This is a genomic window from Pseudomonas sp. (genome assembly GCF_030150285.1).
Classification (GTDB): domain Bacteria; phylum Pseudomonadota; class Gammaproteobacteria; order Pseudomonadales; family Pseudomonadaceae; genus Aquipseudomonas.
This window is the reverse complement of record NZ_JASLGE010000063.1, coordinates 61,025-79,699: the sequence shown is the minus strand read 5'-3', so window position 1 is coordinate 79,699 and position 18,675 is coordinate 61,025. Positions and strand designations below refer to the sequence as shown.

At 59.8% G+C, this 18,675-nt stretch carries 15 protein-coding genes; 10 read left to right on the top strand and 5 right to left on the bottom strand.

Annotated features, from left to right (window positions below; all coding sequences use genetic code 11):
• Positions 1-82: 82 nt before the first annotated feature.
• The 4 genes from dxs to Q1W15_RS14385 form a co-directional block, all read right to left on the bottom strand.
• Entirely contained in the window at positions 83-1,981 is a 1,899-nt protein-coding gene (dxs, locus tag Q1W15_RS14400; protein WP_300729656.1) for a 1-deoxy-D-xylulose-5-phosphate synthase, read from the bottom strand.
• A gap of 131 nt (positions 1,982-2,112) precedes the next feature.
• Positions 2,113-3,000: a (2E,6E)-farnesyl diphosphate synthase gene (gene ispA / locus Q1W15_RS14395; protein ID WP_300729654.1), complete on the bottom strand. Its 888-nt coding sequence runs from the start codon at positions 2,998-3,000 to the stop codon at positions 2,113-2,115.
• Positions 2,997-3,239 (bottom strand): exodeoxyribonuclease VII small subunit, encoded by a 243-nt coding sequence (locus Q1W15_RS14390; protein WP_300729651.1) that lies wholly within the window; start codon positions 3,237-3,239, stop codon positions 2,997-2,999. The genes ispA and Q1W15_RS14390 overlap by 4 nt, the downstream gene beginning before the upstream one ends.
• A gap of 191 nt (positions 3,240-3,430) precedes the next feature.
• Positions 3,431-6,148, bottom strand: a complete 2,718-nt coding sequence (locus Q1W15_RS14385; RefSeq protein ID WP_300729649.1) for a LuxR C-terminal-related transcriptional regulator — start codon at positions 6,146-6,148, stop codon at positions 3,431-3,433.
• A 189-nt stretch (positions 6,149-6,337) separates the two neighbouring features.
• Here Q1W15_RS14385 and Q1W15_RS14380 point away from each other — a divergent pair, with 189 nt between their 5' ends.
• From Q1W15_RS14380 to Q1W15_RS14350, 7 genes are all read left to right on the top strand, one after another.
• Positions 6,338-7,300, top strand: coding sequence for a thiamine pyrophosphate-dependent dehydrogenase E1 component subunit alpha (locus tag Q1W15_RS14380; RefSeq protein WP_300729647.1), 963 nt, complete (start codon positions 6,338-6,340; stop codon positions 7,298-7,300).
• Between the two features lie 11 nt (positions 7,301-7,311).
• Positions 7,312-8,331, top strand: a complete 1,020-nt coding sequence (locus Q1W15_RS14375; RefSeq protein ID WP_300729645.1) for an alpha-ketoacid dehydrogenase subunit beta — start codon at positions 7,312-7,314, stop codon at positions 8,329-8,331.
• A gap of 2 nt (positions 8,332-8,333) precedes the next feature.
• Positions 8,334-9,845 carry a 2-oxo acid dehydrogenase subunit E2 gene (locus Q1W15_RS14370; protein ID WP_300729643.1) on the top strand — a complete coding sequence of 504 codons (1,512 nt, stop codon included), beginning with the start codon at positions 8,334-8,336 and terminating at the stop codon, positions 9,843-9,845.
• Between the two features lie 8 nt (positions 9,846-9,853).
• Positions 9,854-11,251 (top strand): dihydrolipoyl dehydrogenase, encoded by a 1,398-nt coding sequence (lpdA, locus tag Q1W15_RS14365; RefSeq protein ID WP_300729641.1) that lies wholly within the window; start codon positions 9,854-9,856, stop codon positions 11,249-11,251.
• 69 nt (positions 11,252-11,320) lie between these two features.
• Positions 11,321-12,100, top strand: coding sequence for an acetoin reductase (locus Q1W15_RS14360; RefSeq protein ID WP_300729639.1), 780 nt, complete (start codon positions 11,321-11,323; stop codon positions 12,098-12,100).
• Between the two features lie 358 nt (positions 12,101-12,458).
• Positions 12,459-12,797, top strand: a complete 339-nt coding sequence (locus tag Q1W15_RS14355; RefSeq protein ID WP_300729637.1) for an EthD family reductase — start codon at positions 12,459-12,461, stop codon at positions 12,795-12,797.
• Between the two features lie 188 nt (positions 12,798-12,985).
• Positions 12,986-14,302 carry an MFS transporter gene (locus Q1W15_RS14350; RefSeq protein ID WP_300729636.1) on the top strand — a complete coding sequence of 439 codons (1,317 nt, stop codon included), beginning with the start codon at positions 12,986-12,988 and terminating at the stop codon, positions 14,300-14,302.
• A gap of 101 nt (positions 14,303-14,403) precedes the next feature.
• Here Q1W15_RS14350 and Q1W15_RS14345 read toward each other — a convergent pair whose 3' ends face one another.
• Entirely contained in the window at positions 14,404-15,324 is a 921-nt protein-coding gene (locus Q1W15_RS14345) for a LysR family transcriptional regulator (RefSeq protein ID WP_300729634.1), read from the bottom strand.
• A gap of 320 nt (positions 15,325-15,644) precedes the next feature.
• Here Q1W15_RS14345 and Q1W15_RS14340 point away from each other — a divergent pair, with 320 nt between their 5' ends.
• The 3 genes from Q1W15_RS14340 (at position 15,645) to Q1W15_RS14330 (ending at position 18,662) form a co-directional block, all read left to right on the top strand.
• Positions 15,645-16,532, top strand: a complete 888-nt coding sequence (locus Q1W15_RS14340) for an NAD(P)-dependent oxidoreductase (RefSeq protein WP_300729632.1) — start codon at positions 15,645-15,647, stop codon at positions 16,530-16,532.
• A 97-nt stretch (positions 16,533-16,629) separates the two neighbouring features.
• Positions 16,630-17,835, top strand: coding sequence for a CaiB/BaiF CoA-transferase family protein (locus tag Q1W15_RS14335; RefSeq protein WP_300729631.1), 1,206 nt, complete (start codon positions 16,630-16,632; stop codon positions 17,833-17,835).
• The gene (locus Q1W15_RS14330; RefSeq protein WP_300729629.1) at positions 17,835-18,662 is read left to right on the top strand and encodes a CoA ester lyase; all 828 of its coding nucleotides are present in this window, start codon (positions 17,835-17,837) and stop codon (positions 18,660-18,662) included. The genes Q1W15_RS14335 and Q1W15_RS14330 overlap by 1 nt, the downstream gene beginning before the upstream one ends.
• Positions 18,663-18,675 lie beyond the last annotated feature (13 nt).

The following is an 18,675-nucleotide window of genomic DNA, read 5'->3' as shown; positions in this document are numbered from 1 at the left end:
ACGCGGCTGATTCGGCTCAAAGGCTCGCGATCTTTCGGGTAGAAGACCGCGAGCAAGCCCGCTCTGCTGGCAGAGGTTGAGCTCAGAGCCCCAGCAGTTGCATGCGTTGACGTACCGACGCTTCGATACCTGCGACATCCAGGCCGCATTCAGCCAGCATCTGGCTCGGCTTGGCGTGCTCGACATACACATCCGGCAAGCCCAGGTGGAGCACGGACTTGAGCACGTTTTCACGGGCCAGGAACTCGCTGACGGCTGCGCCCGCGCCGCCCATGATGGCGTTCTCTTCGACGGTCACCAGCAGCTCATGGCTGTTGGCTATTTCGCGTACGAGTGCTTCATCCATCGGCTTCACGAAACGCATGTCAACCACGGTGGCATCGAGTGTTTCAGCTACTTTCAGGGCTTCGGCCACTTGCACGCCAAATACCAGCAGGGCGACTTTCGAGCCCTGGCGGCGGACGATGCCTTTGCCGATTTCCAGTGGTTCGAGGTCTTTTTCGATCACGGCGTTCGGGCCTGTACCGCGTGGGTAGCGTACGGCTGCCGGGCCGTTGTACAGGTGGCCGGTGGTGAGCATTTTGCGCAGTTCGTTTTCATCGCTCGGGGTCATGATCACCATGCCCGGGATGCAGCGCAGGTAAGACAGGTCAAAACTGCCCGCATGGGTCGGGCCGTCTTCGCCCACCAGGCCGGCGCGGTCAATGGCGAACAGTACGTCCAGGTTCTGTACAGCGACGTCATGCACCAACTGGTCGTAACCGCGTTGCAGGAACGTCGAGTAAATGGCGACGACAGGCTTGGCACCTTCACAGGCCATGCCGGCTGCAAACGTCACGGCGTGTTGCTCGGCAATGGCCACGTCGAAATAGCGCAGTGGAAAACGTTCGCTGAAGGCAATCAGGTCGGAGCCTTCTTTCATGGCCGGGGTAATCCCCACCAGGCGCTGATCGGCGGCCGCCATGTCGCACAACCACTCGCCAAACACTGCCGAGTATTTCGGCCCGCTCGCTACCTGGGGAGTGACTTTGGGGGCGTCCAGCGGTTCGAGCTTGGTGATGGCGTGGTAACCAATCGGGTCCGCCTCGGCCGGGGCAAAGCCTTTACCTTTTTTGGTCACGACGTGCAGGAACTGTGGCCCTTTAAGGTCGCGCATGTTGCGCAAGGTCGCAATCAGGGTGGGCAGGTCGTGGCCATCAATCGGGCCGATATAGTTCCAGCCCAACTCCTCAAACAACGTGCCGGGTACCAGCATGCCCTTGGCATACTCTTCGGTGCGCCGGGCAATTTCCCACGCGCCGGGCAGGCGCGACAGCACTTTCTTGCTGCCTTCACGCATGCTGGCGTAGGTGCGGCTGGAGAGAATTTTGGCCAGGTAATTGGACAGCCCGCCGACATTGCGCGAGATCGACATGTCGTTGTCATTGAGGATGACCAGCATGTTGGCATCGACTTCGGGCGCATGGTTCAACGCTTCGAAGGCCATGCCCGCCGTCAGCGCACCGTCGCCGATCACGGCGATGGCCTTGCGCTCGCTGTTTTGCAGGCGGGCGGCGATGGCCATGCCCAGCGCAGCGCTGATCGAGGTGCTGGAGTGGCCCACGCCAAACGTGTCGTACTCACTTTCGGAGCGACGCGGAAACGCTGCAACACCGTCTTTTTGGCGCAGCGTCGTCATCTGCTCGCGACGGCCGGTGAGGATTTTATGGGGGTACGCTTGATGCCCCACATCCCATACCAGCCGGTCATCCGGTGTGTCGAACACGTAGTGCAAGGCGATGGTCAGTTCAATAACCCCTAAACCTGCGCCAAAGTGCCCACCCGTCTGGCCAACGGTGTAGAGCAATTGCTGGCGCAACTCATCGGCCAGGGTTTCCAGTTCGGCTTCGGCTAACCGGCGCAGGCCCACAGGCGTGCCGGCTCTATCGAGCAGGGGCGTGGTGGGGCGATTGCGGGGAATCTCATGAAACGTCGTTGGCATCAGGCGAATCGTTATAGGTATAAGAAGAGGCGGCAGTTTACCTTAAGGAACGGAAGCTGCCCACGAAGTGTAGTAATCGTTAGTCAGACCTACATACTAGAAGTTGTCTGAATAATCGTTTTTTCACGCGTTTAGTGGCGTCTATTCACGATGTACAAAGCCAATGCACGCAAGGGTTCTGCTGCTGTATCAAAAGATTGCAGAGCCACAAGGGCCTGATCGCATAATTCCAGTGCATAGGCTTTCGCCCCTTCCAGGCCCATCAGCGCCGGGTAGGTCGGTTTGTCGCGTGCGATATCAGCGCCTTGGCGTTTGCCCAGGGTAGCGGTATCGCTTTCCACGTCGAGGATGTCGTCCTGAACCTGAAACGCCAGGCCAATTGCCCGGGCGTAAACGTTCAGCGCGTGCAAAGTGTCGTCACACGCCTGGCCACTGGCGAGCGCACCCAGTTGCACGCTGGCTTCGATCAGGGCTCCGGTCTTGTGGCGGTGCATGAACTCCAATGCGGTTTGATCCAGCTTGATGCCCACTGAGCCGAGGTCGATCGCTTGCCCGCCAACCATACCTGCCGGGCCCGCGGACAACGCCAGTCCCGTCACCATGCGCAAACGGATATCAGCGCTTAACGGGGTGAGTTGCGGGTCAAGCAGGGCGCTGAATGCCAAGCTTTGCAGGCCGTCCCCGGCCAGTATGGCACAGGCTTCGTCGAAGGCTTTGTGGGTCGTGGGTTGGCCGCGTCGCAGGTCATCATCGTCCATGGCGGGCAAGTCGTCGTGCACCAGCGAATAGGCGTGAATCAGTTCCACGGCACACGCTGCACCGTTGGCCTGCTCCGGTGCGCCGCCCAAGGCTTCACACGCGGCATAGGCCAGTAGCGGGCGTACCCGCTTGCCACCGTTCATTACGCTGTAACGCATCGCTTCATAGAGGCGTTCCAGCTCTGGTGCCGGTGCGACAAACAAGCGCTCAAGGGAGGCATTGACGCGCGCCTGACTACTGCCCTGATAAGCGTCAATCATGAGAGGTGTTCCGCATCAAAGGGCTCTTGTGCCAGTTCCCCATCGCGCTCAAGCAGGATGTGGACTTTCTGTTCCGCTTGCGCCAGTGCGCCTTGGCAGTCACGGGTCAGGCGGATGCCTTGTTCAAAGGCAGTTAGCGAGTCTTCCAGTGACAGTTCGCCATTTTCCAGACGCTCGACCAGCGTTTGCAGGTCTGCGAGGGACTGTTCGAAATCCAGGGAAGCTTTTTTGCGGGCCATAGCGACGCTCTCGGTGGGCGTTAAAACCGGCTGACACTAGCAGACAGCGGGTTTTGGGGCAAATATCGAAGGTACTAGGCCTTGTGCACAGAGGCTCGGTCTAAAACCGGCACCGAGCGCTGAACAGCGATTACCTGCCAGAGCCCGATGACAAGACGCTGCTTCGTTGGGCATTGCTCGGCCCAATCGGTTCAGTTCAACAAGTTGAGTTGTTGCGCGCGGGCCATCGCTTGCATGCGGCTAGTGACGCGCAGTTTGTTGAACAGGTTTTTGAGGTGCCATTTCACCGTTTCAGCCGAGATCTCCAGGCTGCGAGCGATTTGTTTGTTGGCCTGGCCTTGGGCAATCAGTTGCAGGATCTGGTGTTCGCGATCACTCAAGCTGGGTTCATTGCGGGCGAGGTAGGCCTTGGCAGAGGGCTGCTCACGGTTGGCCAGTAGTCCGCGCACATAATCGGCCATGTCGGGGCGTACGGTTTTCAGGGTGGCCTCAAGCAAGGCTGGCATTGCGTCGCCTGCATCCAGCAGGGTGCGGCACAGGTTTTGGCGGCAGGCCAGTGGCAGCAAGGCGTGCAAGGCGCTCAGTGCGGCTGTCGGGTCGTATGGCCATAACGAACATGCCCAAGCGGCGCGGCTGCGGGCTGCGCGCAGCCATTGGCCTTGATGCTCGTCGTTCTGCAGCATGCTGTGCCATCGAGTGGCTGCTTCATGCCAGTGCTGTTGCGCCGAGAGAATATGGCAGTGGGCCTCGGCGCGTGCGCGGGAAATCTCGGGGTGGGCGTTGTCCGTTTCCAGAGCGTGTAGCTGTGTTTGCAACTCCAGCGCCTGTGGCAGTTGTTCACAGGCCAGGCGAAGGCGTATTTCCTCCACCAGCAGCCAGGCCTGCAGGCGTGGCCAGCGGCGTAATGTGGCCAATTGCTGCGCATGTTCGAGCAGGTGACGGGCTTGCGTTGGCTGATTCATCAGCACGGCGCGACGCGCCAGGCTGGTATAGGCCCCGAGCAATGCGTCCAAGGGCGCGAAGGCGTCGATCTGCCCCAGTCTTTCGGCGAGCAGCGTTTGCAAGGGCTGCCATTCGCCGCGCTCGTAGAGCACCTCGCTCAGTAATGCGGCCAGCGTTGCACTGCCGCTGGAGTGCGGCCCGGTCAGGTGTTCGGTCGGTGCCAATGCCTGGCGATAATACTGCTCGGCGTTCTGAAGGTCCGCTTGGCGCAAGTGGCTCAACCCTAATACGAAGGCGCGGTACACGTTCACAAACAGGTTGTGGGAGGGCGTGGTGGGGCAGGGCATATGGCGCTGAACAGCTTGTGCTTTGGCGTAGTGACCTTGCGTCATGTGATCGTAGCTGAGGATGTTGCAGATCAACCCGTCGACCCAGGTGTCACCGCAGGGGACATGCGCCAGCAAGGGGGTGACGCGCTCAAGGCTCAGCGGTATATGCTCGGCGAAAGCGTCGGTGATGGCGCGGATGACCTGGTATTTGATGTTGAGCCGGGTACCTGCCGGCTGTAAGGCTAGCGCCGGGTGAAGGTTGTCGAGCAAGCTTAGCGAAGCGGCAAAGTGAAAACGATGGCCCAGCGCCCAGGCCAGGTTGAGTTGCAAGTCGATCCTCTGTTCATCCAGGGGGGTACGGGTCGTTTCAGGCACTTGTTGCAACCAGCGCACGAGGGTGTCGACATCGCCCTCTTCGGCCAGCGATTGCGCGCCCAGGTGGGCACAATCGTTACGGCTGCCGAGTTGCCCCGCTGCCACCGCGTGGCGTATTGCTTCAGCCCAATATTGATGGTGGGCGAGCCAGTTGCTGGCCCGCTGGTGTAATTGAATAACGTCAATATCGCTGTTCAGCAGGCGTTCATTAAGGGTTTCGACAAACAGGGTGTGGTAGCGAAACCAATGCCCCTGGTCGTCCAGTGAGAACAGAAACAGATTATGCCGCTCAATCTCGGCCAGTTTGTGGTGCGCGTCTTCGCAGCCTGCGACGGCATTGCACAGGGAGGGGGTGAGGCGGCCGAGGATCGACGTTTTCAGCAGGAAGTCCTGCAACGGTATGGACAGCGGTGCCAAGACCACGTCGTACAAGTAGCGCCCGATGTGACGGTTACCCAAGCGCAGGCGATTCAAGTTGCGCAAAGGGTCGCTGGGAGCCAGCGCGGCCATCTGGATACCGGTGATCCAGCCTTCCGTCAGGCTGTGCACGCGCTGCAAGTCGGCCGGTGGGAAGCGCTCGGCGGCGGTGCTGGCCAGATAGACCTGGGTCTCTTCGATATTGAAGCGTAGGGCGTTCGTGTCGATTTCCAGCAGTTGATTGCGCGCCTGCAGGCGACTCAGGGGCAAGGGGGGAACGCTGCGGCTACCGACCAGCAGATGAAAACCCTGAGGGGCGTGCTGGAGCAACTGTTCAAGGTCGTCAAGGATGCTTGGGTGGTGAATCAGGTGCAGATCGTCCAGCACCAGGTGCAGCGGGTGCGGCTGGTCTTGCAGGCGGTTGATCAACTCACGGACAAATTGGCTATCGGCCAGCGAGATGCACTCAATGAGTGCATCGTTGTAGGGCAGAGCAATGCCGCTGGCCTGGCCCAGGGCGCTCAGTAAATAGCGGCGAAAGGTTTGGGGGGTATCGTCCTGTTCGTCGAGACTGAGCCAGGCCACGCTTTGACCTTGTTCCAGCAAGCACTCGCGCCATTGGCTTAGCAGGGTGGTTTTGCCAAAACCCGCCGGGCCGCAGACGAGTGTCATGGCGTGCGCGTTCAGCAGGCTGACGTGCTCCAGTAACCGCGAGCGTACCAGCACGGTGCCCGACGATCGCGGTGGGACCAGCTTGGTTGTAATCAGCGGCAAACCGTGGTCAAGACCCAAGGTGCCCAGGCGAGGGGCAGGCTTGGAGCGCGGGGTGTGGGTCATTGTTGTCATGTCTCCCTCTAGCGCTTGGCGCCGCCGTCCCAGGGGCTGAAGAGTAGCCCCCCATGCATAGGATCGCGCCCCCCCATCCGGGTAGTTATGGCCGCGACTTCAGGCTCTTACCGTAAGCCAACGCCATCGTCGTGGGCCTTCGGGCACGCGATACATCCAATAAAAAAGCCAAGACAAGAGGGCGAACCCATGTCGCTTAGCAAGCCAGCGCTGCTTAAGGCCTATCGAAAAATGCGCGAGATCCGTGTGTTTGAAGAGCGCCTCCACCAGGAAAATACCTCCGGTGATATACCGGGTTTTATTCACCTTTACTGCGGTGAAGAAGCCATCGCCGTCGGGGTCTGCGAGCACCTTGAAGACACCGACTATATCGGCTCTACGCACCGGGGTCATGGCCACTGCATTGCGAAGGGTTGCGACATTCACGGGATGATGGCGGAAATTTTTGGCAAGGATTCCGGATTGTGCCGCGGCAAGGGCGGCTCCATGCACATTGCTGATCTGAGCAAAGGCATGCTTGGAGCCAATGCCATTGTCGGCGGAGCCCCGCCGTTGGCGATCGGGGCCGCGTTGACCGCTAAAACCCTGGGCAATCGCGGTGTCGCAGTGTCGTTCACCGGAGATGGCGGTTCGAACCAGGGACTGGTTTTCGAAGCCATGAACATGGCTGTGGTTTTGCAATTACCGGTCATATTTATTTTTGAAAACAATGGCTTCGGCGAAGCCACAGGCCATGACTATGCGGTGGGTGGGCGCAATATCACCCAGCGTGCGGCGGGTTTTGGCATGCCGGCCGTGAAGGTCGACGGGACCGATTTTTTTGCCGTGCATGAAGCCGTTGCCGTCGCGGTGGCGCGCGCACGCGCCGGTGAAGGCCCTACGGCGATTGAAGCTGTCGCCCACCGCTGGTACGGCCACTTTGAAGGCGACCCGATGCTGTATCGCGCCGACGGCGAGGTTGAGCGCCTGCGTCAAGACAGCGACCCGCTGAAAATCTTCAGTCAACACGTTGCCGGTCAGATCTCTGCCCAAGAGCTGGCGGCCATCGACGCCGAGGTGCAGGCCTTGGTCGATGACGCCGTGGCCAAGGCCCGGGCGGCAGAGTTCCCGTCAGTAGACAGCCTGCTGACCGACGTTTACGTGTCTTACTGAGGATTTAAACCATGGCAATTCGTACTTATCGTGAAGCGGTCAAAGAAGCCCTGGCTCAGGAAATGGCACTCGACGATCGGGTGGTGCTGATCGGCGAAGACGTGTGTGGCGGGCAGGCCGGCACGGCCGAAGTCGGTAGCAAAGGTGAGGCGTTTGGCGGTGTGCTGGGCGTGACCAAGGGCCTGTGGACTGAGTTTGGCTCGGCCCGGGTGATAGATACGCCCATCACCGAGTCGGCGATTATCGGCATGGCGGCGGGAGCGGCCATGACCGGCTTGCGGCCGGTGGCCGAGCTGATGTTCATGGACTTTTTCGGCGTGTGCCACGACATGCTCTACAACCAGGCGGCCAAGTTCCGCTACATGTTCGGCGGCAAGGCCAAGGCCCCGATGGTGGTGCGCGGTATGATCGGTGCCGGTTTCTCGGCAGCCGCTCAGCATTCCCAGTCGCCGTACCATATTTTTGCCACCACCCCTGGCCTCAAAGTCGTGGTGCCATCGACGCCCTACGACGTGAAAGGCTTGCTGATTCAAGCCATCCGCGATGATGACCCGGTGGTGTTCTGTGAACACAAAGCCCTCTATGACATCAAGGGCGAAGTGCCCGAAGAGCCCTATACCATCCCGTTTGGTGTGGCCAATTACACCCGCGAAGGCACCGATGTCACCATCATCGCTTTGGCGGCGATGGTGCACAAAGCCAACCAAGTGGCTGACAAACTCAAGGGTGAAGGCATCTCGGTCGAGGTGGTCGACCCGCGCACCGTGTCGCCACTGGATGAAGACGGCATTCTGGAGTCGGTGAAATCCACCGGCCGTGTGGTGATCGTTGACGAGTCTGCCGCGCGCCTGGGCTTTGCCCATGACCTGGCGGCGCTGATCGCCACCCAAGCGTTTTATCAGCTCAAGGCCCCGATCATCATGGTCACGCCGCCGCATACGCCGGTCCCTTTCTCGCCGGTGCTTGAACAGGCCTGGATCCCCAGCGTCGACCGCATTGAAGCGGCCGTGCGCAAAGTGATGGAGGCCTGAGCATGAGTGCAATCAAGATTATCGAGGTACCCAAGTGGGGCCTGTCGATGGAAGAGGGCACCCTCAATCGCTGGTTGATCGAGGAAGGCGATCGTTTCACGTTGCATCAGGAAATCTGTGATATCGAAACCAGCAAGATTTCCAATGTGATGGAGGCACCCTTTGAGGGCGTGTTGCGCCGCAAAGTAGCCGTTGCGGGTCAAACCCTGCCGGTGGGCGGCGTGTTGGGCGTGGTGGCCGAGGCGTCGGTCAGTGACGCAGACATTGATGCGTTTTTGGCCCAACGGGCTCCGGCGACGGCTGCGCCGGTGCCTGACCTGGTCACGGCGGCCCCCGTTGCACCTGTGGTTCCCGAGGTGAGTGTCACAGTGCCTGGCCCTGCGCCTGCCCCGAACGCGCAGGCAGCTCAAGGCTGGACGGTGCCTCAGGCATTGCTGGGGAGCTGCCCTGAATCGGTGTTTGCCACACCGCATGCCGCGCGCTTGGCCAATGAACAGGGCATTGACCTGAGCCGCATCACTGGCACGGGGCCGCAAGCGCGCATCAGCGTGGCGGACATTGAGCGCGCGGTACGTGAGGGTGGCGGCAAGGTTGCCGTATTCGCCCCCGCACTCAAGGCCGCGGGCCCGGTGCGTTCGCGAGCCGATGACAGCCAAGTGCTGGCGACCCCGTTGGCCCGGCGGTTGGCCGCCGAGCGGGGCGTCAATCTGAATGACTGTCGCGTAACGGGCAGCCGTGGGCGCGTGTGCAAGGCCGACGTACTGGAAGTCAGTGCGGCTCAAAACCCGGTGCTGGCACCCACGGACCAAGCCATCCCTGAACCGGACGCTGTTGAAGTGTTACCGATGAGCGGCATGCGCAAGGCGATTGCGGCGCGGTTGCAAGCGTCCAAGCGCACCGCCCCGCATTTTCGCCTGCAAGCCGAGCTGGATCTGGAAGCGCTGCTGACTTTGCGCAGCGAGATCAATGCGTCGGCCCCGGCGATCAAGCTCTCCGTCAACGATTTGCTGATCAAGGCCTGCGCGCTGGCGCTGGTCAAAGTGCCCGACGTTAACGTGCAGTTCGATGAAGCGCGCCAGGCGGTGCTGCGTTTCAGCGATGCCGACATCAGCGTCGCGGTCGCACTGCCCGGTGGTTTGATTACGCCGATCGTGCGTCAGGCCAATCGCAAATCGCTGGCGCAGATCTCGGCAGAAATGCTCAGCCTGGTGACCCGCGCCAAGGCCGGCACGCTCAAGCCTGAAGAGTTTCAGGGGGGCAGTTTCAGCATGTCCAACCTGGGCATGCTCGGCGTCAGCCAATTTGACGCCATCATCAACCCGCCCCAAGGCGCGATTCTGGCCATCGGTGCCGGCGAGCCCAGGGCCGTGGCGCACAACGGGCAAGTGGCGGTGCGCACGCAAATGACCGTCACGTTGTCGTGTGATCACCGGGTGATCGACGGCGCGCTCGGGGCGGCGTTCCTCAAGGAACTCAAGCGCCTGGTACAGACCCCCAGCCTGATGATGCTCTAGGAGCTACCATGACCGATAAAATTGATGTGGTCGTCATTGGCGGCGGCCCCGGCGGTTATGTCGCGGCCATTCGCGCGGCACAACTGGGGCTGACCACGGCGCTGGTGGAGCAGCAGCACCTGGGCGGGATTTGCCTGAACTGGGGCTGTATCCCCACCAAAGCGATGCTTAAAGGCGCTGAAGTGGGGCACACGCTCAAGCACCTCAACACGTTCGGCTTCAGCGCTGAGAATGTGCAGTTCGACATCGCCCAACTGGTGGCGCACAGCCGTGGCGTGTCGCAACGCCTGACGTCCGGCATTGCCTGGCTGTTGAAAAAAAATGGCGTGCGGGTGATCGATGGGCGCGGCCGTGTCAGCGCCAAAGGCGTGGTGAGCGTGAGCACCGGGCAAGGCGAGCAGGTGCTCCAGGCGCGGCACATTATTGTGGCCACGGGCGCGCGGCCCCGCTCGCTGCCCGGCCTGGCTGCCGATGGGCAGAAGGTGTGGAGTTACTTCGATGCGTTGGTGCCCAAAAGCGTGCCGGCGTCGTTATTGGTGATCGGCTCGGGGGCCATCGGCGTCGAGTTTGCCAGCCTGTACCGCGATCTGGGCAGCGAGGTCACGCTGGTGGAAGTGGCCAGGCAGATCATGCCGGTCGAAGACCATGAAGTCGCGAGCCTGGTGCAGCGCGAATTCGAGCAGCGCGGGATTCGCGTCCTCACCCAGGCCCGGGTCAGCGCCGTCGAGGGTGAAGTGGGAGCGTTACGCTGTCGGGTCACCCTCAAGGAGGGCGGCGAGCAAACCGTGCACGTCTCACAGGTGCTGCTGGCCGCCGGGATCGAACCCAATACGCAGGACATGGGCCTTGAAACCCTGGGCGTCGAGTTTGAAAACGGCTTTATCAAGACCGATGCCTGGTGCCGCACCTCGGTCGTCGGGTTATATGCCATCGGCGATGTCGCGGGGGCACCGTGCCTGGCGCACAAGGCCAGCCACGAGGGTGTGTTGTGTGTGGAAAAACTGGCCGGTGTAGACGGCGTTCATCCACTGGATAAAAGCCGCATCCCGGGTTGCACCTATGCTCGGCCGGAAGTCGCCAGCCTGGGGTTGACTGAAACAGCCGCCAAGGCGCGCGGCCTTAACATCCGCGTGGGGCGTTTCGACTATCAGGCCAACGGCAAAGCGCTGGCCATGGGCGACAGCACCGGTTTTGTAAAAACCATCTTCGACGCTGACACCGGCGAGTTGCTGGGGGCGCACATGGTGGGGCCGCACGTGACCGAACAGATCCAGGGGTTCGGCATTGCCCAGTGCCTTGAAGCCACGGACGCGGAATTAAGCCAGGTCATATTCGCCCATCCCACCCTGAGTGAGGCCATGCACGAAGCGGTGCTGGCCGCAGGCGGGCGTGCTCTGCATCAATAGGTGTGGCGATGATTGGTCTATGGTTAAGGCCTGCTGGACACAGACCCACTGTTGAAAGGAAACCAACGAATGAAACTCTCTGGAAAAGTTGCATTGGTCACCGGCGCAGCACAGGGCATTGGTCGCGGCATTGCGCTGCGGCTGGCCAAGGAAGGTGCCGACATTGTGCTGGTCGACCTGAGCCTGGACAAACTCACTCAAGTCGCCAAGGACATTCAAGCACTGGGGCGTAAAGCCACCACCTGCCTGGCCGACGTCAGCGAGCGCGATGAAGTGTTTGCGGCGGTTGAGCATGCCCATGCCACGCTGGGCGGCCTCGACATCATGGTCAACAACGCGGGCATCTCTCAGGTCAAGCCGTTGTTGGACGTGACGCAGGAAGAAGTCGAGCGCATTTACCGGATCAACGTTCAGGGCACCCTCTGGGGCATTCAGGCGGCAGCGGCCAAGTTCAAGGAACTCAAGCGCAAAGGCAAAATCATCAACGCCAGCTCCATTGCTGGCCACGAAGGCTATGCCTTGCTGGGCGTTTACTCTTCCACCAAGTTTGCCGTACGCGCCCTGACGCAGGCAGCCGCCAAAGAGCTGGCAGTGGACGGTATCACCGTCAACGCGTATTGCCCGGGCGTGGTGGGCACCGATATGTGGGTCGACATCGACAAACGCATGTCTGAAATCACTGGAGCCCCGATTGGTGCGACCTACGAGAAATTCGTCAATGGCATTGCCTTGGGTCGTGCCGAAACCCCTGAGGACGTTGCCGCGTTTGTCGCCTACCTCGCCAGCCCGGACGCCGACTACATGACCGGCCAGGCCCCCTTGATTGATGGTGGGCTGGTTTTCCGTTAACACGTCACCTCACGCGCCTGCTGACGTGGGCGCGTGCTCCTTGCATCCCCTCACGTAACGCGCCTCCCGCCCTGCACCTTGCAGCGGCCGCGTTGCAGGCCATCTTCCAGCCTCAATAGCGCGCAGGCCTTCTGCATCTCGATTTGCCGTGCCCCCGACGGGCGACCTGAACCCCTGTGCCTGAAGATAGAGCGGTTGCGCTCGCCTGAAGGCGGGCCGGGCCTGCTGGATCACGGCGGGCCTGCCTTCCAAAAATGAGAAGGGTGGTTGAGATCTTGGTAACTTGCGACGTAGGGAACGGCCATATACTCGTGCTCAGCTAGTCACGATTACACACCAACAAGAATTCGGAGATTGCATGTCCAAGACCTTCGCAAAGCGTATTGGCTTTCTGCAAAAGCGCAAAGACCTGACCCCTGAACAGTTCGCGGCGCACTGGCGTGGTACTCACGCGGTGCTGTGCCAGAAGATCCCGGGCCTGAAGCGCTACGCCATCAATATCATTGACCGTGAAGCCAACCCAGATGTGCCCTACGACGGCTTTTCCGAGCTGTGGTTTGACAGCAAAGAAGATCACGATGCGGCCTTTTCCGGCCCAGAAGGGGTTGAGCTGTTGGCAGATATCCCTAACTTCGTAGACAAGCTCAGCGGCGTCATGGTGACAGAAGAACGTTTTATCTGGCCTGCTGGCGAATAACACGTCAAGAGCTTCTGGGCAGGGCGTTATCGTGACGCCCTGCCGGTTACCTAGAATCGTTTAAATATAAGCAATGAAAAGTACGGTGGGTGTGCCTTTGAACGTAAGGCGCTTCTGGTGTACTGCAACGATTTTAAAAAAGAATGCCGCTAAAAAAATAATAGTGCAGTAATTCTGAGAGTACCGTTATGAACACAACCGGCCATAATAAAATTGCGACTGCTGGTGCTGACATCGGGGTCGAGGCGAGAGCCTATAAAAAGGTTGTCTGGCGCATTATCCCACTGCTGTTTCTCTGCTATATCCTGTCTTATCTGGACCGCGTTAACGTCGGTTTTGCCAAACTGCAAATGATGAGTGACCTGCAGTTCAGTGAGACCGTTTACGGCCTGGGTGCGGGGATCTTCTTTATCGGTTACTTCTTCTTTGAAGTGCCCAGTAACTTGATCTTGCACAGGGTCGGTGCGCGTCGCTGGATTGCCCGGATCATGATCACGTGGGGCATCATTTCGACCTGCACGATGTTCGTTTCCAGCCCGACCATGTTTTATGTGCTGCGGTTTTTCCTGGGTGTTGCCGAAGCCGGCTTTTTCCCGGGCATCATCCTTTACCTCACTTTTTGGTTCCCGTCCGAACGCCGGGGGCAAATGACCGCTCTGTTCATGACCGGTATCCCGATTGCCGGTGTATTGGGCGGGCCGCTTTCCGGTCTGATTCTCGAAAGCATGGCCGGTAAGTACGGCTTGGCGGGCTGGCAGTGGCTGTTCCTGCTGGAAGGTATCCCTTCCGTGCTGGTCGGTTTTGTTGTGCTGTCTTACCTGGATGACCGCATCGAAGATGCGAAGTGGCTTCAGGACGACGAGAAGAAAGTACTCAGGGCCAACATCGAAAAAGACAACGCCGACAAAAGCCACGGTTCCGCGCTTTCAGCGTTCAGCAACCCGCAAGTCTGGCTGCTGTGTCTGGTGTATTTCTGCCTGATCATGGGGCTTTACGGGGTCAGTTTCTGGCTACCGACCATCATCAAAGGCATGGGTGTGGGTAACTCCCTGAACGTCGGGCTGATCTATGCCATTCCATACCTCGTTGCCGCCATCGGCATGGTGTTGATCGGCCGCAGTGCCGATGCGCGCAGAGAACGTCGCTGGCACATTGCAGTGCCCTGCTTTCTGGGGGCGAGTGGTTTGGTGTTGAGCGTCATTTTCAGTGCCAACCCGGTACTGGCGATTGCCTCGTTATCATTGGCGACGCTGGGCATCATTTCCGCACTGCCGCTGTTCTGGAGCTGCCCGACCGCTGTACTGGGTGGTGTCGCTGCCGCCGGCGGGATTGCCTTCATCAACTCTGTGGGTAACCTGGCCGGGTTTGTGAGCCCTTACATGGTCGGCTTTGTGAAGGACGCGACCCAGAGCACCGATATGGGCATGTATGTGCTGGCCGGTTGTATGCTGCTGGCGTGCGTGTTGGTCCTCACCAAGTTCCCGGCCCAAATGGTCAACAAGTAACCGGTGAAGGTCTAACCCACGAAGCGATCACGCTTCAGAGGGGCTGCGAAGGCGTCAGATAGAGCGGTTTACCGCGTTGACGCCTTCGCCGTATTTCGGCCTCACAGCGGTTTACGCTCTGTCAGCAGTTCAGAGCGTTGCGCATCTGCCAGCAGATGCTCGACGAGTTTTTGTGCCGAGATGGACAGCGGTTCGTCTCGCGTACACACAAACATCTGCCGGATCGCCCACGCATCCGCGAGCGGCACCAGCCTCAGCCCCATCGTTTGTGCAAACGCCTCAGCGGCGATTTTTGGCAGTACCCCCACACCGAGCCCCGCCTCGATCATCTTGCAGATGGCCTCGAAACTTTTTACCTGAACCCGCAACCGCAGGGTCTTGCCTTCGGCTTCCGCCGCACTTTCCAGCAGCCGCAGCATTGCTGTGTTGCTTTCCAGAACGACCAGGTCATGGTCGAGCAAGTCCGACAGCTTCAGGCACCTGAGCCCCAGCATCGCGTTGACGGGCATCACCGCCACCAGGCAGTCCACCTTGTAAGGGTAGAACTTCATCTCGGGCCGGCAGTTGTCACCCGTAAACACCACGCCCACATCCGCATAACCCTCGGCGACCGACTGAATGATTTCAGAGCTCAAACGCTCCGTGATGTCGACCCGGATATTGGGGAACGATTTGGCGAACAGCGCAATCTCGTGGGGCAAATACTGAGTCAGGGCGGACGTGTTCGCGTACAGGCGAACCATGCCCTTAACCCCTTTGGCGTAATCCGAGAGGTTGGTTTTCAGGTGTTCCGCCTCGCTCAGCAGGCGGCGTGCGTGCGCAGCCAGTGCAATGCCCGCGGGGGTGGGTGAAACCCCTCTTTGGCCGCGAGTCAGGAGCTTCACGTCAAAGCCGCTTTCAAGCAGGGCGATGCGTCGGCTGGCGGCGGAAAGTGCGATGTGCGACTGCTCGGCGGCCTTGGACAGGCTGCCGCTGTCGACGGTTCGAAGGAATAAAGCCAGTGATACCAGGTCTGGGAGCATGCTTGATCCGAATCAGTAAGTCCCGGCGCCAGGCTGCAATGCGGGAGTGGTAACCCGCATCATACCCAATCCACTGCGTGCAGGGGCTGATCCTCCCGGCACCGGGTTTTTGGGGGGGCAGCGGTTTTTCGGGTGTGCTGATTTCCAATTCGGCGAAGGGCGGTTGTTATTTTACTAATCACCTCTGCAACTCAACGCTCTAGAATTCGCTTCAGCAGTGCTGCTTGTGCAGTGGTGCAGCGTGTCGATGGAGCCTGGCTCCCAGCTCACGCTGACAGACGACTTAACAATTATAAATTGTCTCCTGGAGAGCATTCGTAATGAAGAAAATAGGCATGGTTGGCATTGGCTTGATGGGCCATGGGATAGCGACGAATATCCTCAAGCAAGGCTTCTCAATGGTGCTGTTTGAGCACCCTGGTAACCAGCCTCTCGACGCACTGCTGGCCGCCGGCGCGACGTCTTCTTCAAGTCTTTCATCGTTGGCTTCCCAAGTCGACGTAGTCATTCTCTGTGTCACCGGCACTCCAGAGGTTGAAGACGTTCTGTTCCGTGAGGGCGGCCTGCTGGAAGGGATCAAACCCGGCACCATCATCATCGACTGCTCAACGGCCATTCCCTCTTCGACCAAACGCATTGCCGTCGAAGTTGAGAAGCGCGACGCCTTCTTTATCGACGCACCGATGACGCGCACCCCCAAAGAAGCTGCGCAAGGCCGTTTGAACCTGACCGTTGGCGGTCGCCATGAGATCTATGAGCAGGTTCTGCCGATCCTCAACAGCTACACGGAAAACGTCGTGTACGCCGGTGATGTGGGTTCTGGTCACCAGCTCAAGCTGATTCACAACTTTGTCTCCCTGGGGTTCTCGGCCGTTTTGGCAGAGGCCGCTGCGTGCGCGAAAAATGCAGGGATCTCTTCAGAGGTGTTGCTGGAGGTGCTGGGTAAAGGCGGCGGTAACAGCGTGGTGCTTGAGCGCTTCCGTCCGTTCCTGGAGACCGGTGATGAAAACGGTTTCCGTTTCTACATCAGCAACGCGCTCAAAGACATGACCTACTACACCACCATGGCAAGCGAAATGGGTGCCTTCCATCAGAACGCTGAAAGCGTTCGCAGCACCTACGAGCAAGCCAAGCGGGTAGCTGATCCGCAAGCGACGATCCCGGACATGGTGACGCTGCTGTCTGATGGTTCCAACTTCGCCCAGTGAATAAAGGCCTTCGGATATCTGGGGCCCTCTGCCTGGTTTCGGTTGCATAGAAACCAGGTTGCCGAGCTTGGCCTGGTAGCCAAACGGAGTTACACCGATGAATAGCGTAATCCCCAATGTGCGGCCGCTTGATGGCATTACCGTGGTCAGTCTTGAACACGCTATCGCAGCCCCTTTTTGTACCCGTCAGCTCGCTGACCTGGGTGCGCGTGTGATCAAGGTCGAGAGACCCGGTGTGGGCGATTTTGCGCGTGCGTATGACACGCGGACCAATGGCCTGGCCTCGCATTTTGTCTGGACCAACCGCTCGAAAGAAAGCCTGACGCTGGATGTGAAAAAGCCCGGTGCCCAGGATGTGCTCCTGGAGTTGCTGGGTTCGGCGGACGTTCTGGTGCAAAACCTGGCACCCGGTGCAGCGGCGCGCATGGGGCTCTCGTTTGAGGCGCTGCATGAGCGTTTTCCTCAACTGATCGTGTGCGACATCTCGGGGTATGGCGAGGGTGGCGCGTATGAGAAGAAAAAGGCCTACGACCTTCTGATTCAAAGTGAAGGCGGTTTCTTGTCGGTCACGGGTGGCCCTGAAGAAGGCGACCTGGCCAAGGCCGGCTGTTCGATTGCAGACATCGCTGCGGGGATGTATGCCTACACCAATATTTTGTCGGCACTGATGCTTCGCGAAAAAACGGGGTTGGGCAGCCGTATTGACGTGAGCATGCTGGAAAGCCTGGTCGAGTGGATGGGCTACCCCCTTTATTACGCCTACAACGATGCGCCGCAACCGGCGCGCGCGGGTGCGTCGCATTCGACGATTTACCCTTATGGCCCCTTTGCGGTGGGCGACGGTAATACCGTGATGCTCGGCTTGCAGAATGAGCGCGAGTGGGAGCAGTTCTGCCTGCATGTGCTGTTGCAACCTGAGCTGAAAAGCGAAGAGCGGTTCTCTGCCAACGCACGTCGCTCGGAAAACCGTGACGCGTTGCGGGCGATCATCGTGCAAGCCTTTTCTACGCTGACCATCGACGAAGTCGTTGAGCGCCTGGAAACCGCGCAGATTGCCAACGCCAAGGTCAACGACATGAAAGGTGTGTGGCAGCACCCGCAGCTAAAAGCGCGTGGGCGCTGGGTTGAGGTGCAAAGCCCGGCGGGCAGCTTGCCTGCGCTGTTACCCCCCGGTGCAAACAGTGCGTTCACACCGCGCATGGATGCCATTCCGGCGCTGGGCCAACACACCGATGCCATTCTCAGTGCGTTGGGGCGTTCGACTGCGCAAATTGAAGCGCTGCGATCTGAAGGGGCAATTTAATGATATCGCTTAACCCGATCAGGTCTGCACTGTTCGTACCGGGCAGCCGCCCAGAGCGTTTTGACAAAGCGCTCGCCACGGGGGCGGATCGTATGATCGTGGACTTTGAGGACGCCGTAGAAGAAGCCCTCAAGGCGCTCGCTCGCAGCCACCTGGCGGCCTACCTCAATGATCGACCGGATGTGCGTGTTGCTGTGCGCATCAACGCGGTCGGGCATCCAGAGCACCTGGCCGATTTAGCCTTTTGCACAACCTGCCCCGGAGTGGTCGCGGTGATGTTGCCGAAGGCCGAAAGCAAGGCTCAGCTCGAGGCCGTGGCCCGCTGTGGCAAGCCGCTGTGGCCGCTGATTGAAAGCGCCCAAGGGGTGTTGGCTATTGCCGAAATTGCGGGCGCAGCGGGGGTTGAGCGCTTGACCTTTGGTGCGCTGGATTTGGGCTTTGATCTTGGCCTGAAGGCGGGCAGCAACGCCGCGCACAAGGTGATGGATCACGTTCGCTACGCGATGCTTCTCGCGTCCGTCAACGCGGGGCTGGCCAAGCCGCTGGACACGATTTTCACGCACATCGGAGACCTTGAAGGCCTTGCACAGATGGCGGGTGAAGGTCGGGACATGGGGATGTGCGGCATGCTGTGCATCCACCCGGCGCAGGTGGGGCCGGTTAACCAGGCGTTTTCGCCGAACCCCGAAGAACTGGACTGGGCACGCCGGGTTATCGAGGCCGCACGTACTCAATCGGCTGGCGCATTTCGCCTGGACGGACGAATGGTGGATGCCCCTGTGATCAGGCAGGCGCAACGGCTGGTTGACAGCCAAGGGCTTGAATAATTTACCCGCCGGT

Coding starts and splice junctions, on each gene's coding strand:
- lpdA (WP_300729641.1), top strand. CDS start 9,854: ATGACCGATAAAATTGATGTGGTCGTCATTGGCGGCGGCCCCGGCGGT.
- ispA (WP_300729654.1), bottom strand. CDS start 3,000: ATGATTGACGCTTATCAGGGCAGTAGTCAGGCGCGCGTCAATGCCTCC.
- Q1W15_RS14355 (WP_300729637.1), top strand. CDS start 12,459: ATGTCCAAGACCTTCGCAAAGCGTATTGGCTTTCTGCAAAAGCGCAAA.
- dxs (WP_300729656.1), bottom strand. CDS start 1,981: ATGCCAACGACGTTTCATGAGATTCCCCGCAATCGCCCCACCACGCCC.
- Q1W15_RS14335 (WP_300729631.1), top strand. CDS start 16,630: ATGAATAGCGTAATCCCCAATGTGCGGCCGCTTGATGGCATTACCGTG.
- Q1W15_RS14340 (WP_300729632.1), top strand. CDS start 15,645: ATGAAGAAAATAGGCATGGTTGGCATTGGCTTGATGGGCCATGGGATA.
- Q1W15_RS14380 (WP_300729647.1), top strand. CDS start 6,338: ATGTCGCTTAGCAAGCCAGCGCTGCTTAAGGCCTATCGAAAAATGCGC.
- Q1W15_RS14370 (WP_300729643.1), top strand. CDS start 8,334: ATGAGTGCAATCAAGATTATCGAGGTACCCAAGTGGGGCCTGTCGATG.
- Q1W15_RS14390 (WP_300729651.1), bottom strand. CDS start 3,239: ATGGCCCGCAAAAAAGCTTCCCTGGATTTCGAACAGTCCCTCGCAGAC.
- Q1W15_RS14350 (WP_300729636.1), top strand. CDS start 12,986: ATGAACACAACCGGCCATAATAAAATTGCGACTGCTGGTGCTGACATC.
- Q1W15_RS14375 (WP_300729645.1), top strand. CDS start 7,312: ATGGCAATTCGTACTTATCGTGAAGCGGTCAAAGAAGCCCTGGCTCAG.
- Q1W15_RS14385 (WP_300729649.1), bottom strand. CDS start 6,148: ATGACAACAATGACCCACACCCCGCGCTCCAAGCCTGCCCCTCGCCTG.
- Q1W15_RS14360 (WP_300729639.1), top strand. CDS start 11,321: ATGAAACTCTCTGGAAAAGTTGCATTGGTCACCGGCGCAGCACAGGGC.
- Q1W15_RS14330 (WP_300729629.1), top strand. CDS start 17,835: ATGATATCGCTTAACCCGATCAGGTCTGCACTGTTCGTACCGGGCAGC.
- Q1W15_RS14345 (WP_300729634.1), bottom strand. CDS start 15,324: ATGCTCCCAGACCTGGTATCACTGGCTTTATTCCTTCGAACCGTCGAC.